Annotated in this window: 8 protein-coding genes and 1 tRNA gene; 5 read left to right on the forward strand and 4 right to left on the reverse strand. The window is 44.6% G+C overall.

Going from position 1 to position 15,530, the window contains the following annotated elements; translation table 11 throughout:
• Positions 1 to 184: 184 nt before the first annotated feature.
• From AB6D58_RS21690 to AB6D58_RS21700, 3 genes are all read right to left on the reverse strand, one after another.
• Entirely contained in the window at positions 185 to 3,286 is a 3,102-nt protein-coding gene (locus AB6D58_RS21690) for a beta-galactosidase (RefSeq protein WP_136978368.1), read from the reverse strand.
• 121 nt (positions 3,287 to 3,407) lie between these two features.
• Positions 3,408 to 4,310: a MalM family protein gene (locus tag AB6D58_RS21695; protein WP_136978367.1), complete on the reverse strand. Its 903-nt coding sequence runs from the start codon at positions 4,308 to 4,310 to the stop codon at positions 3,408 to 3,410.
• A gap of 107 nt (positions 4,311 to 4,417) precedes the next feature.
• Positions 4,418 to 5,662: a carbohydrate porin gene (locus AB6D58_RS21700; RefSeq protein WP_372158437.1), complete on the reverse strand. Its 1,245-nt coding sequence runs from the start codon at positions 5,660 to 5,662 to the stop codon at positions 4,418 to 4,420.
• A gap of 831 nt (positions 5,663 to 6,493) precedes the next feature.
• Between AB6D58_RS21700 and AB6D58_RS21705 the strand changes: the two genes are divergently transcribed.
• Together AB6D58_RS21705 and melB are read left to right on the forward strand one after the other, a co-directional pair.
• On the forward strand, positions 6,494 to 8,611 hold the full coding sequence (locus AB6D58_RS21705; RefSeq protein WP_136978366.1) for an alpha-galactosidase: 2,118 nt from the start codon (positions 6,494 to 6,496) through the stop codon (positions 8,609 to 8,611).
• A gap of 475 nt (positions 8,612 to 9,086) precedes the next feature.
• The gene (gene melB, locus AB6D58_RS21710) at positions 9,087 to 10,460 is read left to right on the forward strand and encodes a melibiose:sodium transporter MelB (protein WP_102394332.1); all 1,374 of its coding nucleotides are present in this window, start codon (positions 9,087 to 9,089) and stop codon (positions 10,458 to 10,460) included.
• Between the two features lie 289 nt (positions 10,461 to 10,749).
• Here melB and AB6D58_RS21715 read toward each other — a convergent pair.
• Positions 10,750 to 10,825: transfer RNA gene (locus AB6D58_RS21715), tRNA-Asn, on the reverse strand.
• A gap of 508 nt (positions 10,826 to 11,333) precedes the next feature.
• Between AB6D58_RS21715 and uvrB the strand changes: the two genes are divergently transcribed.
• The 3 genes from uvrB (at position 11,334) to luxU (ending at position 15,424) form a co-directional block, all read left to right on the forward strand.
• Positions 11,334 to 13,364 (forward strand): excinuclease ABC subunit UvrB, encoded by a 2,031-nt coding sequence (uvrB, locus tag AB6D58_RS21720; RefSeq protein WP_017066592.1) that lies wholly within the window; start codon positions 11,334 to 11,336, stop codon positions 13,362 to 13,364.
• A 302-nt stretch (positions 13,365 to 13,666) separates the two neighbouring features.
• Entirely contained in the window at positions 13,667 to 15,055 is a 1,389-nt protein-coding gene (luxO, locus tag AB6D58_RS21725; RefSeq protein ID WP_004734031.1) for a quorum-sensing sigma-54 dependent transcriptional regulator LuxO, read from the forward strand.
• A gap of 24 nt (positions 15,056 to 15,079) precedes the next feature.
• Positions 15,080 to 15,424, forward strand: a complete 345-nt coding sequence (gene luxU / locus AB6D58_RS21730) for a quorum-sensing phosphorelay protein LuxU (RefSeq protein ID WP_017062179.1) — start codon at positions 15,080 to 15,082, stop codon at positions 15,422 to 15,424.
• Positions 15,425 to 15,530: the final 106 nt, after the last annotated feature.

Raw genomic sequence — 15,530 nt, forward strand, 5'->3', positions numbered from 1 at the left:
TTGATTGGCTGACTAGTTTGAAAATAATAAGCCAAGCTCTAGATTTGAGCTTGGCTTTTGAGTCACATTGGCGTGTGGACTGCTGTCGTGTGAGCTGTTGTCGCGTGAAGTAAGGTAATCACAGGTAACCCAAAGTAATAGGGGAACCAAGTGGCTTAGAGCAAGCCGCTTGGTCCGAATCTACTTACGATGCGCTTGTTAGCGTAACCTGATAACGATATTGATTGTCGGTGAGTTGAAACTCTTGGTGAACACTTGGACTCCAAGAATCATCACCACCAACACCCATATGTTGGTGATCTACGCGTACATAGATTTTCTCTTCACGAGTCAGGTCATTGGTATGCTTAGCATCCGTTAATTGTTGCTGGCTGTACTGACTCACACTGAATGAAAAATCGCCTTCGATCCCGATATTTCCTACATTCAAGTTTTTGGTTCCGCAACGTAACCCGCTATCGGTTGGGAATATATACGGCGTATGCATCTGATCCAGTGTCTGTTTGTGTAAACCGAATCGAGCAGCAGCCAAACGGTCTGGATAGTTTTCAAAAGGACCTAATCCCAGCCACGATACTGGAGTTTCATTGGCAGTTTCGAGTGGTAAAGGTAGCTCCATCTCAAGACCAATGCGTGGCATCGGTGGTAAGTGATCGGCTAAGTTGACATCAACCGCGATATTCATTTCGCCTAGGTTATTTAAGGTGTATTGCCATTTGGTAATCGCTTGGATTTGGCCATTAAATTGGTAGGCGAATACTGACGCCACTTGTACTGAGTCTGCGAGCGCTTGCACGACACAACTTGTACACTGACGCTCCCATTGACCAATGCCTGCAAGTTCCCAGCGACAAGCCCATGCATTTGGGTCGATGTTGTCTATCTCACTGATACCAATGTCGTTATCAAGTGGCGCGCGATAGAAGTTATCGACAGGTGCCTTGATAACTTGCGGTTGCCCATCAACGATCCAGTGGGTCAACAATCCACTCTCTGTATCCCATTGCCATTGATGTGTTTCATCTAGGCTAGACACGACCACTTTATTGTCTTGCTGATGTAACTGGGGAGCCAAAGCATTTGCCGTGATCGGGAGTTGCAAGCCAGCATGGTTACGTAAAGCAAATTGCTCCGTCGCACAAACATGGCCTTCTTCTGCCCACTTGGTTGAATGAGTCAGAGTAATATCGGTGTTGAGATGATATTCGGCTTGTGCTTTTGGTGTGAAAGCGAGGTCAATTACCAGCTCTTGTTTACTATCTTCAGCAACGGATAAGACTTGTTGCCCTGATTGAATCACGATGCCATTTTCGAGCAATTGCCAGCGTAAGATTTCATTGTCAGTCGCTCGGAACAGGTTTTCATTGGTTACCGTTAGGCGGCATTGATCTTCAGTTTGCTCTGCTAACGTCACATTGATCATTCTCTGGCAGTATTTCGCCTCTTCCAAGGTCGGGTGTACGCTGCGATCTGGGAAGATCAAACCGTTGATGCAGAACTGACGGTCGTTGATGACATCGCCAAAGTCTCCACCGTAGGCCCAGAAGTGTTCACCGTTTTCATCCCATTGGCTTAGTCCTTGGTCAACCCAATCCCAGATGAAACCGCCTTGTAGGCGAGGATATTCTCGGAATGCATCCCAGTAATCATTAAAGCTACCCAAACTGTTACCCATTGCGTGTGCGTATTCACAAAGAATAAGCGGGCGTTGCTCGTTAGGCAGAGAAACCCATTTCTTGATAGACCATTTTGGAACGGCATCGTCTTCGATAGTGCTGTTAACGCGTGCGTACATTGGCGCAATGATATCGGTCGCTGTGGTATTTGAACCACCGCCTTCATACTGTACCGGGCGAGAAGGATCGTACTGTTTCGACCAAGCATACATCGCATTGTGGCTGCTGCCGTGCCCTGACTCGTTGCCCAAAGACCAGATGATGATAGAAGGGTGGTTCTTATCACGCATGACCATTTGCGTATAGCGACTCATATAAGCGTGTGCCCATTGCGGATCCGCAGACAAGCGATTCATAGGCTGCATGCCATGGGTCTCGATGTTCGCTTCATCACACACATATAAACCGTATTCGTCACACAGCTCGTACCATCGTGGGTGGTTAGGGTAGTGAGCGGTGCGCACAGCATTGAAGTTGTACTGCTTCATTAGACAGATATCGCGGATCATGTCTTCTTCTGTCATCACATGCCCCAACTCTGGGTGATGCTCATGACGGTTGACGCCGCGAATCAATAGCGGTTTGCCGTTTAGCTTTAGCTGACCGTCTGTCATTTCGACTTTACGGAATCCAACGTGATAAGCTTCACTTTCTATGTGGTTACCTTGCCTATCAAGCAATGACACGACAATTCGGTAAAGGTTAGGAACTTCTGCGCTCCATTTCTTCGGATCTCGAACATGAAGAGTTTGGAATACCACATCATCGTAGGTGCCACGCTCGTCAATTCGTCGATTATGAGGGCGATCGATAAGCGGTTCAGTCACCGCGTTTTCACCGTCAAACAGTTGAACCTGAACTTGGTAAGTGTCTGGTGCCGTAATTTTGGTGACAATAGACAGTGAACCATCGCGATAGCATGCGTCTAAGTCCGGCGTAACGAACACATCTTCAATGCACTGCTTTGGTTTAGCTAGTAAGGTCACATCACGGAAAATACCGCTTAGCCACCACATATCTTGGTCTTCTAAATAGCTACCATCACACCAACGTATCACCATGACAGAAAGCGTATTGTCGCCAACAGTTAGATACTGAGTTAAGTCGAACTCGGCAGGTAAGCGGCTATCTTGGCTGTAACCAACCCAATTGCCATTACACCAAAGATGAAAAGCGGAATTGACGCCATCAAAGATAATACGTTGGGTGTTCTTTAGGTCATTTTTAGTCAACGTAATTTGAGTGCGGTAACAACCGGTTGGGTTTTCTGCCGGTACAAACGGTGGGTTCACTTCAAATGGGTATTTTACGTTGGCGTAGATAGGTTTATCGTAGCCTTGCATTTGCCAGTTCGATGGTACGGTAATCTCGTCCCATTGTGAGTCATTGAAACTTGTTTCGATAAATTCACCGTCAACTTGTTCAGGTGCATCAAAGTATTTGAACTTCCATTGTCCATTAAGAGATTTACGTTGTGACTCAATGCCGTCTCGAGCGTGCTTAAGGTTGCGGTAGCTTGATAATGGGCTGTGCGCATTAAGGCAGTGGATATTCACAGACTGTGGGTTTTCCCAATCGCGTCTTTGGATGATGTTTGAAAATGCCTTCATGGTATTCCTACTCTTAAAGTGTTCAATATGGGTAATAATTCTATTAAGTCATCGGTCTTTTAAGCCGTGATGACCGTTATCAAATCGTTGGTTATGCGTATTGTTCTGTTGGCTTATTCAGCTATTCAGCGAGCTGTTTTAATAAATAATCTTTTGCTTCGGGTATGCCCTGTTCGGCCGCTTGATTAGCAATAAATGCAGCTTGTTTGATGTCATTGTTGTTTAGGGCTTGGTCAATGTCTTTTTGGATATTCAGCCATTGCGCCTTTTGATTGGTTTCAATTGTCTGATTTGATGGTTGAGAAACTTGCTTTGAACCTAAGGTTTCGGGTTCATTGTCGGATGAAACACCAAGCTCAGCCAATAGAGTCAAAACCGCACTGTTTGTTGATTTGCTCGCCGTAACATCAATGACACCTACGTAGCTCAACGTCGCAGTCAACGGCAGTTGCTTATTGCCAATAACCTGCTGAGATTCTGAATACAGATCTTCAGGATGAATTCGATTGATGGCGCTATCTAACTTAGTGCTATCGGCGCTGACCACAATAAATTGCGCGTTGTCTCGTTGAGGTTCGAGTGCAATTGATGCTTCAATTCTTTCTAACCCTTGCATCGTTGTCGGGTAGTAAGTGAAGTCGTTAGTACTGTATTGACCAAGCAGTCGCCATTGTTTGTCAAAGACATAAATAGACGGTGCGAATAGCGCATCATTTTTAATGTATGAACGAATGAGCAAGGACAGCGATTCTGTCGTGCCACTGATTTGGTACGCGATGGTCGGAAAGCGTTGGCTATCCGCTTGTGTATTGTCATTTAACAATGAAGAGGAAAGGGTCGGTAAATCACCGTCCATGATGACTTGCTGGTGGAATGGAATAGATAATTGAGTGATAGGTAGCGCGCTGAGTTGAGAACAACATGCACTGCTATTGAAATCAGTATTGAGTTCTTGTTCTGGTATGCCGCTGCATGCGCTAACTGTGAGTGCCGCGACAATGATCACCAATGATTTTAATTTCATCTGATTGCTACCTTAGTAAAGGGGAAAACATCGGCTTTCCCCGTTAAATTGCTATTCCAGTGTTGAGCGTCAATTGGTTGATTGAACAGACGCTCGGGTGTGGTGGTTTACCACCAAGTCTCTACGTTGAAACCAAAGGTAATCTCGTCAACAGTCTCGGCATTGATGCTTGTTGCCGTTCCATAAGTCTCGTTACCACGATCCCATTCGTTGTTGGATTCAGAGTACGTCGCAAAAATACGAATAGATGGACGAGCCCATACCCCTTTTCCAGCTTGGAACATTTGAGCCACGGTCACTTTATACATATCGTTGGTGCCCGAGCCGTTTTGAGCTTCTACCGTTTCGTAACCCACCTCTAATGCTGTCGACATGTAATCTGTCCAAGCATATTGAGGACGAGCTCCGACACTGAACCACTTCTCACCATCGTTGTTATCTAGGTTTTTGTCTTGATAAGCGATGGAGTACATCACTTGAACATCTTCACTGATATTCAAGTCACCGTGGTTAAATAGGCGCCAGCTAGAACCCTCGTGTTCCACACCCGTGCTGTATTTTCTGTTTGATCCACCTTCAGCACTCATTAATCCACCTGCCAACGCATCGGTACCATATTGGAAGGCCAAGGTGTTTGAACCGTAGTTCCAAGCTTGACGGTAAAGAGCAGAGAGCATTGCGCCAGAAGTAGTAATGTCTTTATCGTCGTAGCTTGAGTTCTGCGTGGTTACGTAGTTTAGGCCGAGTGTTAGGTCTGCTGTTTCACTTAGCTCAATGCCACTTAAGCGGGCATCGATGTTATGAAGGCTGCGTCCATCGTCACTTGAAGAGTTTGGTGCCATCCAAGCTAAGTGAGCATCAGCAAAGCCGAGATCCCAATCTTCAATACCAAGACCGGTGCTGGATGTATCCCAGTACTTCACATCTATCATGTGGACTTCGTGGCGACGGTAAAAACGTTCACCTGCCCAAATTTTTGCGTTGGGTTGGCCGTCGATAAGCCCATGGCCTGCTGACCAAAGCTGAATCGTACTCACGTCTCCCCAGCTATCTCCACTGCCTAGATAAATCGTGGTGTCAAAATAGGCGTCATTGTCACGCCATACATCGGCTTTCACTCCCGCTTCCCACCAATTTAGTTCATTACCTAAACGGTAGTTACCGTAACCTTGGCCCGCTCGAATAACGTCGTTGCGTTCTCCTTTGCCGTCGTTATGTTGGTCATTATCGGTGTAGATGTTGCCCCATTTTGCATAACCAAAATACGTTACGTTCTCCACTGCAGCGAAGCTGACTAATGGGGCGAGGGACAGAGTGAATCCTAATGCTTTGACTAGCATTTTTTGTTTCATGAAGTGTCTCCATTATTTTTTATTTATGGATATTTTTATGTTTGAGTCCTAACTCGAGCGAGAGTGTAAATAAACTTTGGAAACGTTTTCATGATGAGGTTGGCATTTTTATGCTATTGATGGGTTTGTGATTATTTTGTGTGATTTTGATCTGATTATTGGGCTTGTATAGGTGTTTTTACGCTAGGTTTTGTGATTTTAAAGTGGAATCGTTTTCTTTACTCAGTGCTATGCGGTGGTTTAGAGGGAGTGATTATGCTGTTGGTTGTCTTGGAATTTGAGGTGAAGCGAGTTTGAGGTACTTTGAGTGTCGGGTTGTTCGAGGGCTTTGAGGAAAAGCAGCCCAGTTAATGATAACTGGGCTCGTGAGACAAGGAAGTAAGTATCAAAGCAAATGCAGCAGCAAGGCTACAAGCATCGTGTTCTGTACCGTCAAGCTGGAATGTAAAAGTTAGGACCCAGAGAGACACTTCATAGATGTACTCGAAGATCTAAGAATACGAGTGTGATGTGATCAGTTCAAGAGGAAATGTATTTTAGCCTATGTGTTAATGGGAACTTTGATTTAATGTACTGAATTTAAAAGATTAAATTGCCATTAATTATCGTTTTATATTGCTTTATTTAGAGTGGAAAGTTCAATTCTACCTAGAGGTAGGCAATATGAGATGGAATGGTGGTCAATCTAAATCTTTGAATTAGGAGCTATTTACCAAAGTTATCAGTCTTGAATATTTACTGGAAACGTTTTCATGATTTCGAGTTTGATCACAGAAACTCTGGGCTTAATAATTATGATACTGGGTAATTAAACGCGTTAAGGTTAAAAAAATGACGAATAAATCCCTAATTGATATTACCGGTCAACACTCGCAACTGATTGTAGAACTTGGCGATTTTGCCGAAATTCTTCATTGGGGAGCTCCCGTTCGTGGTGATTTAGCTAGCTTCCGTGTTTCTCTTGAAAGACCGGTTCCATACGGCCGCCTTGATAATGATGTTGCTATGTCTCTGAGCCCAGAGCTCGGGCGCGGTGTTTTCAGCAGTCCGGCATTAGAAGGGCACCGAGACGGATTGGACTGGGCGCCTGTTTTCTCTATTACGGATGTTCAACAAACACCATCTAGCCTAATCATTGAGAGTGAAGATATACGTGCAGGCTTACGTTTAACAACCGAGTTATGCCTCGATAAACATGATGTTGTGAAATCTCGTCACACCTTAACCAACGTTAAAGCCGGCCTTTATCAGGTGAACCGTCTCGCCAATACTTTGCCATTACCAGCAAGAGCTAATGAGTTGATGACGTACTACGGCCGCTGGGTACATGAGTTCCAAACGGTGCGTCAACCCTTACAGCAAGGGGGCTATCAGCAAGAAAATCGTCGCGGAAGAACGTCTCATGAACATTATCCAGCGATGGTTGTCGGTACCGCTAACTTTAATGAAATGGCAGGTGATGTGTGGGGGATTCACTTCGCTTGGAGTGGTAACCACAGACTGCGCGCGGATGTAAAAGCAGACGGTCGTCGCTACGTGCAAGCGGAAGTTATTTATCTACCGGGTGAGATTACATTGGATGAAGGTGAAAGCTTAACGACACCTTGGTTATATGCCAGTTTCAGTTCGGAAGGCTTAAATGGAATGAGCCATCAGTTCCACTCCCATGTGCGTTGTTCCATCTTGCCGGAGTCTTTCGCACAAAAGCCTCGACCTATCCATCTTAATACTTGGGAAGGCATCTATTTTGACCATGATCCTGATTATATTATGTCGATGGCTAGCCAAGCCGCGGATATGGGAGTAGAGCGTTTTATCATTGACGATGGCTGGTTCAAAGGGCGCTGCGGAGACAAGGCTGCGCTAGGGGATTGGTTCTTAGATGAAGAAAAATACCCAAATGGTTTAGATCCGATAGTTGAGCACGTTAATCAGTTGGGTATGGAGTTTGGATTGTGGTTCGAACCTGAGATGATCAATAAGGATTCTGACTTATACCGAGCCCATCCAGACTGGTTGCTTGCGGTTGACGGCTATGACCAACCAACGGGTCGTAATCAATATGTTATCGATCTTCAGAATCAACAAGCATTCGACTTTTTGTTTGAGCGTCTTGACCACTTCTTAAGTCAGTACAACATTGCTTACATTAAGTGGGATATGAACCGAGAAGTTGTACAACCTGCGCATCTAGGCAGGGCTGCGGCTCATCAACAAACCGCTCGTTATTATGAGTTGGTCGATAAAGTCCGAGAGAAGCACCCAATGGTTGATATTGAATCGTGTGCGGCTGGTGGTGGTCGTATCGATTTTGAGGTTCTTAAGCGTACGCAACGTTTTTGGGCGTCTGATAACAATGACGCGCTGGAAAGACAAACGATTCAGCGTGGGATGAGTTACTTCTTCCCCCCTGAGGTAATGGGAAGCCATATTGGTGCGAGCCACTGCCACAGCACTCGTCGTCGTCATAGTATTGAGTTTCGTGGTCTAACAGCACTGTTTGGTCATATGGGGATTGAATTAGATCCTGTGAAAGAAGTGCAAGAAGAGAAGCAGGGCTTTGAACACTACATCAAGCTACATAAGATGCTGCGCCCGTTACTGCATAGCGGGAGAACTTGGCGAGTTCCAACGGATGATAGTGCCCATCAAATCCATGCGGTCGTTTCCGAAGATGTGTCAGAAGCGGTGGTGATGATTGCACAGCTGGCGATGCCAACCAATTCGTTGAGTGGTCATTTGCGCATACCTGGGCTAGATCCACAAAGCCTATACAAGGTCTCCGTGATTGATAAACCGTCAAATTACGATGATATTGTAAATTATCAACCGCCATGGACAGAGTCTGGCTGTGAATTATCAGGTGCTTGGTGTGCCGAGGTGGGGCTGACGATGCCAATACTTGACGCAGAAACAGCGATGCTGATTAAATTTGAACGTATCGAGTAAATTTTAGCATAGACCTTATATTTGACGAACCGCGTAGGTGAAATTACGCGGTTTTTTATTGCCTTCAATAAGCCGTCATGAAGTATCTAATCAATTTGATGTGCCCTTATAGATTGGAGAACTGTAGGTATTCCCAGCGTGATACTGCACTTATGTAATCGTTCTCATGCGTTACTTCACACTACGAACTGTTTTGAGCACTTTAATTAGCGATATTCTCTATCAATTCGAGGGTTTTATTGTTCGATCTCTCACTTTAGATATTTGACTGAAAACGTTTCCATTGAGTGGTTATTGATCACAGTATCTGTGCGTTGGAATGGTTACATTAGCGTCGGACTTGATACTTGAGTGTTTTAAGAAGCGACCACAGAGTGGCTCTAAAACAGAACTTGAGTGGATAAATTATTATAAATAAAAGGTAAGCGTTTCAGCGTCTGTTAGGAGATGAAGTTACGCGCCTGAAGGAAATACTATGTCTGATCAAATTACTCTACAAACCAAATTATCGTATGGACTTGGGGCTTTAGGTAAAGACTTTGCCTGTGCTCCAATCTACATCTTTTTAATGTTTTACTTCACTGATGTTGCTGGGCTGTCAGCGGCATTTGTGGGTACTATCTTTTTGGCCGCGCGCATTGTCGACGCGGTGACCGACCCAATGATGGGCGTTATCGTTGATAACACGCGCTCTAAGTTTGGTAAATTCCGTCCTTGGATAGTGATTGGAACCCTGTTAAATGCTGTAGTGCTTGTTGGTCTTTTTAGTACGCATATGTTTGAAGGCACTACGTTATACATTTATGCAGCGGCTGCTTATATTCTGTGGGGCCTTACGTACACTATTATGGACATTCCATATTGGTCTTTGATTCCTGCACTATCGAGCTCTCGTCAAGAACGTGAAAAGCTGGTTGTTTGGCCACGATTATTTGCTAGCTTGGCGTGGTTTATTACGGGTACTTACGGGCTACATATTGTCGGTAAACTGGGTGACGGCGACCAAGGACAAGGTTTCTTCAACGTTGCTATGTTGATTGCTGTGCTGTTCGTGATGAGTGCATTCTTGATTGCTCGCAACGTAAAAGAAAAATCGGCACCAGCAAATGCGAAACCAGCTGAGCGTTTCAGCTTTAAAGATGTAATGGTTATCATTGGTAAGAATGACCAACTAAAAGCACTTATTGGTACCGTATTGTCGTTCCAAATAGCAAACTTGTTGGTGGGTGGTTTTGCGATTTACTACTTCTCTTACGCTTTAGGCAACGCTGACTTGTTCCCCGTTTATATGATGGTGGCAGGTATCGCTGAAGTTGCAGGCGTATTCTTGTTCCCTCGTATTGCATCAGTGTTACCACGCAAACACCTATGGGTTATCGCTTGTGGCTTCCCAGTGCTGTCTTGTACCACTCTACTTATCATGGGCTTTATCGCTCCAGGTAACGCGATTCTAATCGGTATCGCAGGTGCTGCTATCAAGTTTGGTGTGGGTATCGCTAACGCACTGCAAACTGTAATGCTTGCCGATGTTGTTGATTACGGTGAACACAAAACGGGTCGTCGCAGTGAGAGTGTTATCTTCTCTGTTCAAACGATGCTTGTTAAGTTTGCAGGCGCGGCTGGTGGTTTTATTGTTGGTATGGGCTTGTCTGTGGTGGGTTATGTACCAAACGTGGAACAGTCTGACAGCACTATCATGGGACTGCAGTTTATGATGGTAGGTTTACCAGCGATTCTAATGACGGTAAGTGCTCTTGTTTATAAGCGCTACTACCACCTGCATGAAGGATTTGATCAAGACCAAGCCGGTAAAGAGACTCAGACAAATGTTGTTACAGCAGAAGCATAACCGCTAAACGACGTCTAATCTAGAATAAAGCTCAGTTTAGTCACTAAGCCCAAACGCCTCCTTGTGAGGCGTTTTTTTATGGATGTGAGTTAATCAAAGCTGTGCCTGTAGGGCTTTTGTTTCGACTAAAACGCAAAAAGCCGCATCGAGTGATGCGGCTTCTTTAAATTTGGCCCCCTTGTCGAGACTTGAACGCGGGCGGCTAGGTTTGTGACATTAACTTGGAACAAGTTAGTCGCAGTTATATACGAAAAAAGCCCAATCTTTCGATTGAGCTTTTTTCTGAATTTGGCTCCCCTTGCAAGACTTGAACTTGCGACATACGGATTAACAGTCCGCCGTTCTACCAACTGAACTAAAGGGGAATTGCTTGTTAGCGACGCGAATTCTAATAATTGTCCGGATTTCTGTCAATAAAAAATATCAGAAAAAAGTAAGATAAAAAACTTTACTTTCTTGAACGCCTTATAGGATTTAGCTTTGCTTTAGTTATCCACCAAAATTGTGGATAAGTGTGTGTGTGAAACTTTAACAACAATAATCGGGATAAATCGAAAAATGTAAAAACCTTATCTAACGTAATGTATTTAAAAGATTTATAGCAAAATGTCGCAATTGTATAACTTTTGTAGATTATAAAATGAACAGTAAAACAAGCGGTATTTTTAGGTTTTTTGGGGAAAAGTAGTGGATTAAAATTCGAGTAATTTAGCTGGGGAAACTTTGCAGGGCACGGATAATACCAAGTTCTAAAAATAAAAGCTATAACTGATCTCTGATCTTAAGATGCATTTCTCTAGATAATTGTTGCAACGACACTCCTCCTAGAGTGACAATGACCTGATTAAAAAAACAGTATGGAAATGGCGACCTATGAGTAAACTCTTTGACTTGGTATCGGACTACAGCCCGTCCGGTGATCAGCCTACAGCGATAACCAAATTACTAGACGGATTAGATTCTGGTTTGGCACATCAAACTCTACTAGGGGTAACGGGCTCAGGTAAAACCTTTACCCTTGCCAACGTCATTTCCCAATCTCAAAGACCTGCGATTCTGTTAGCGCCTAACAAGACATTGGCGGCTCAACTTTACGGTGAGATGAAATCTTTCTTTCCAAACAATGCCGTTGAGTATTTCGTTTCTTACTACGATTACTACCAACCTGAAGCCTACGTTCCAACCACGGACACGTTCATCGAGAAAGATGCGTCTGTGAACGCTCATATCGAACAAATGAGGCTTTCGGCAACCAAAGCCTTATTAGAACGAAAAGACGCCATCATTGTGGCTTCTGTGTCGGCTATCTACGGTCTGGGTGATCCTAAGTCTTATTTGAAGATGATGCTTCATTTGAGTCGTGGCGAGGTGATGGATCAGCGAGACATCCTGCGTCGATTGGCTGAGCTGCAATATTCAAGAAACGATGTCGCCTTTGAACGTGGTCAGTTCCGTGTTCGTGGTGAGGTGATTGATATCTTTCCGGCTGAATCTGACCAAGATGCGGTTCGAATTGAGATGTTCGATGACGAAGTGGACTGCATTAGTATTTTTGATCCTCTGACTGGTGCGGTGAAACAAAGAGACTTGCCGCGCTTTACGGTTTATCCAAAAACTCACTATGTAACGCCAAGAGAAAAAATCCTTGAGGCGATTGAGAACATCAAGGACGAACTGCGCGATCGTGCTCAATACTTAAAAGACAACAATAAGCTTTTGGAAGAGCAGCGTATCTCTCAAAGAACTCAGTTTGATATTGAGATGATGACTGAGCTTGGCTTCTGTTCCGGTATCGAAAACTATTCACGATACTTGAGCGGCCGTGCGGAAGGGGAAGCGCCGCCAACGTTATTTGACTACCTGCCTGATGATGGTTTGCTGATCATCGATGAGTCACACGTGACTGTGCCGCAAATTGGTGCGATGTATAAAGGTGACCGTTCTCGTAAAGAAACCTTGGTCGAGTTTGGTTTTAGACTGCCTTCTGCATTGGATAACCGTCCAATGAAGTTTGAAGAATTTGAGTCTATAGCCCCACAAACGATTTTTGTGTCGGCAACACCAGGTAATTACGAGATTGAAAAATCAGATGGCGAGATTGCTGATCAAGTGGTACGTCCTACTGGTCTGTTAGACCCAATCATCGAAGTAAGACCTGTCGCGACGCAGGTGGATGACTTGCTGTCTGAAATCAGAATCCGTTCAGTGAAAGAAGAGCGTGTTTTGGTTACCACGTTGACCAAGAGAATGGCAGAAGACTTAACCGAATACCTAAGTGAGCACGGCGTTAAAGTGCGTTACTTGCACTCGGATATCGATACCGTTGAGCGTGTAGAGATCATCCGAGACCTACGTTTGGGCAAGTTCGATGTGTTAGTGGGCATTAACTTACTTCGTGAAGGTTTGGATATGCCTGAAGTGTCGCTGGTGGCGATTCTTGATGCAGATAAAGAGGGCTTCTTGCGTTCTGAGCGTTCTCTGATTCAAACCATTGGTCGTGCTGCTCGTAACTTGGAAGGTCGAGCAATCCTTTATGGTGATTCGATTACTAAGTCGATGAGAAAAGCGATTGATGAAACCGATCGTCGTCGCGAGAAACAGCAAGCCTACAACGAAGAGCAAGGCATCACTCCGCAAGCGTTGAAACGCAATATCAAAGACATTATGGAACTGGGTGATCTAACCAAGTCGAAGCAGCAGCGCCAATCGAAACAAGTTCCACTATCTAAGGTGGCAGAGCCTTCTGAAAGTTATGCAGTACTTACGCCGCAACAGCTTGATAAAGAGATCAGCAAGCTAGAATCTGCGATGTATCAGCATGCTCAGAATCTGGAATTTGAATTGGCCGCACAGAAGCGTGATGAAATTGATCAGTTAAGAAAGCAGTTTATTACCAACAGCTAATCTCACTTTTCGCTCGAGAATTGATCCCCCTCAACACAAGAATTGAGAGTGTTTCAGACAAAAAAACAGCCAGTAGTAAATGTTCTACTGGCTTACGTTTGTGAACAATCGGTCCACTAACAACGTCAGTTGGCTAGGTGACCCGAAGGTCATTTATACCGTTGCATCGTTCGTGCCAGATAGATAAAACATTGATTGTTTGAAGCAAGTAAAAAAACACACTACAAATACTGTGGCTAATTTGCATAATGCAAAGCGGAATGCGACTATAATAAGAAATGCAAATTATAAATGGCTAGGATATGCAATCAAAAACGCTAGATAACAAATCGAAGTATTTGTTGATGGTAGAGGATACCGCTTCGGTAGCAGCTTTATATCGCTCGTATCTTACACCGCTCGAAATTGATATCAACATTGTCGGCACTGGCCGCGATGCAATCGAGAGTTTGAATCATCGAATCCCAGACCTTATTTTATTAGATCTACGTCTGCCTGATATGACGGGTATGGACGTACTATTTGCTGTAAAACAAAAATACCCTGAAGTTCCAGTTATCTTCATGACGGCTCACGGCTCTATCGATACCGCTGTAGAAGCGATGCGTCATGGCTCTCAAGATTTCCTTATCAAACCGTGTGAAGCCGACCGACTCCGTATTACGGTGAATAATGCGATCCGCAAAGCCACCAAACTTAAAAATAGCTCGGAACACCCGGGAAACCAGAACTACCAAGGTTTTATCGGCAGCAGCCAAACCATGCAGCAGGTTTACCGAACGATTGATTCTGCTGCATCGAGTAAGGCGAGCATTTTCATTACTGGTGAAAGTGGTACCGGTAAAGAGGTATGTGCAGAAGCCATTCATGCGGCGAGTAAGCGTGGCGATAAGCCGTTCATCGCGATTAACTGTGCCGCTATCCCTAAAGACCTGATTGAAAGTGAGCTGTTTGGCCACGTTAAAGGTGCCTTTACCGGTGCTGCGACCGATCGCCAAGGTGCTGCTGAGCTTGCTGATGGTGGAACACTGTTCCTTGATGAACTGTGCGAAATGGACTTAGAGCTGCAAACCAAGCTGCTGCGCTTTATCCAAACCGGTACTTTCCAAAAAGTCGGCTCTTCGAAGATGAAGAGTGTCGACGTTCGTTTTGTGTGTGCGACCAACCGTGACCCTTGGAAAGAAGTACAAGAAGGTCGCTTTAGAGAAGATTTATACTATCGTTTATACGTGATTCCATTGCACTTGCCGCCATTGCGTGAGCGTGGTGAAGATGTCATCGAGATCGCGTATTCTCTGCTAGGCTATATGTCGGTCGAGGAGGGGAAGGCGTTTGTACGTTTTGCTCAGGAAGTACTTGATCGCTTTAATCAATATGAGTGGCCGGGTAACGTTCGTCAGCTACAAAACGTGTTGCGGAACGTGGTGGTTTTGAATAACGGCAAAGAGATTACTCTCAACATGCTTCCACCACCGTTGAACCAACCGATTGAAAACAGTCTGCGATTGAAAGAGAAGCAGAATGAAGACATCACGGTAAAAGATATTTTCCCATTGTGGATCACTGAGAAAACGGCTATCGAGCAGGCCATTAAAGCGTGTGATGGCAACATCCCTCGTGCGGCAGGTTTCTTAGATGTCAGTCCATCGACGATATACCGTAAGTTGCAAACGTGGAATGCGAAGCAGTAATCAACAAACAATAAGAAAATAATAATGACGAAAGTATTAAATCAGCAAAAAGTTGATGAGCTTGCCGGCGAAATAGGCCAAGAGAATGTCCCGGTTTTACTGGAAATCTTTTTAGGTGAGTTGAAAGGCTACTACGAACACCTAGAGATAAATAAAGAGTCGGATACCTCTAAGTACTTGGCTGATATCAGTCATGCGCTTAAGAGCAGCGCAGCAAGCTTTGGTGCGGATTCTTTGTGTAGTTTTGCGATTAGCTTAGACGCAAAAGTGAAGCAAGCGTTGCCTGTAACCGAGATTGATTTTCAAGATATGCAAGACCTCCTGTTATCGACGTACACTGAATATCAGCAGTTGATGACGGACCTTTAAAACAGCGAGTTATTACTGAGATTAAAAAAGGAGCAGCATGCTCCTTTTTTGTTGTTGTGCGCCGAGCATGGCGTTGATCTAGGAGGTGAAAGTCCTCTACGGGCTC

The organism is Vibrio sp. 10N.239.312.D08 (assembly GCF_041466145.1).
Classification (GTDB): Bacteria; Pseudomonadota; Gammaproteobacteria; order Enterobacterales; family Vibrionaceae; genus Vibrio; species Vibrio crassostreae_C.

What these genes read in the sequence shown, in the direction of transcription:
- AB6D58_RS21690 (WP_136978368.1), bottom strand. Translation starts at nt 3,286, where the DNA reads ATGAAGGCATTTTCAAACATCATCCAAAGACGCGATTGGGAAAACCCA.
- AB6D58_RS21695 (WP_136978367.1), bottom strand. Translation starts at nt 4,310, where the DNA reads ATGAAATTAAAATCATTGGTGATCATTGTCGCGGCACTCACAGTTAGC.
- AB6D58_RS21700 (WP_372158437.1), bottom strand. Translation starts at nt 5,662, where the DNA reads ATGAAACAAAAAATGCTAGTCAAAGCATTAGGATTCACTCTGTCCCTC.
- AB6D58_RS21705 (WP_136978366.1), top strand. Translation starts at nt 6,494, where the DNA reads ATGACGAATAAATCCCTAATTGATATTACCGGTCAACACTCGCAACTG.
- melB (WP_102394332.1), top strand. Translation starts at nt 9,087, where the DNA reads ATGTCTGATCAAATTACTCTACAAACCAAATTATCGTATGGACTTGGG.
- uvrB (WP_017066592.1), top strand. Translation starts at nt 11,334, where the DNA reads ATGAGTAAACTCTTTGACTTGGTATCGGACTACAGCCCGTCCGGTGAT.
- luxO (WP_004734031.1), top strand. Translation starts at nt 13,667, where the DNA reads ATGCAATCAAAAACGCTAGATAACAAATCGAAGTATTTGTTGATGGTA.
- luxU (WP_017062179.1), top strand. Translation starts at nt 15,080, where the DNA reads ATGACGAAAGTATTAAATCAGCAAAAAGTTGATGAGCTTGCCGGCGAA.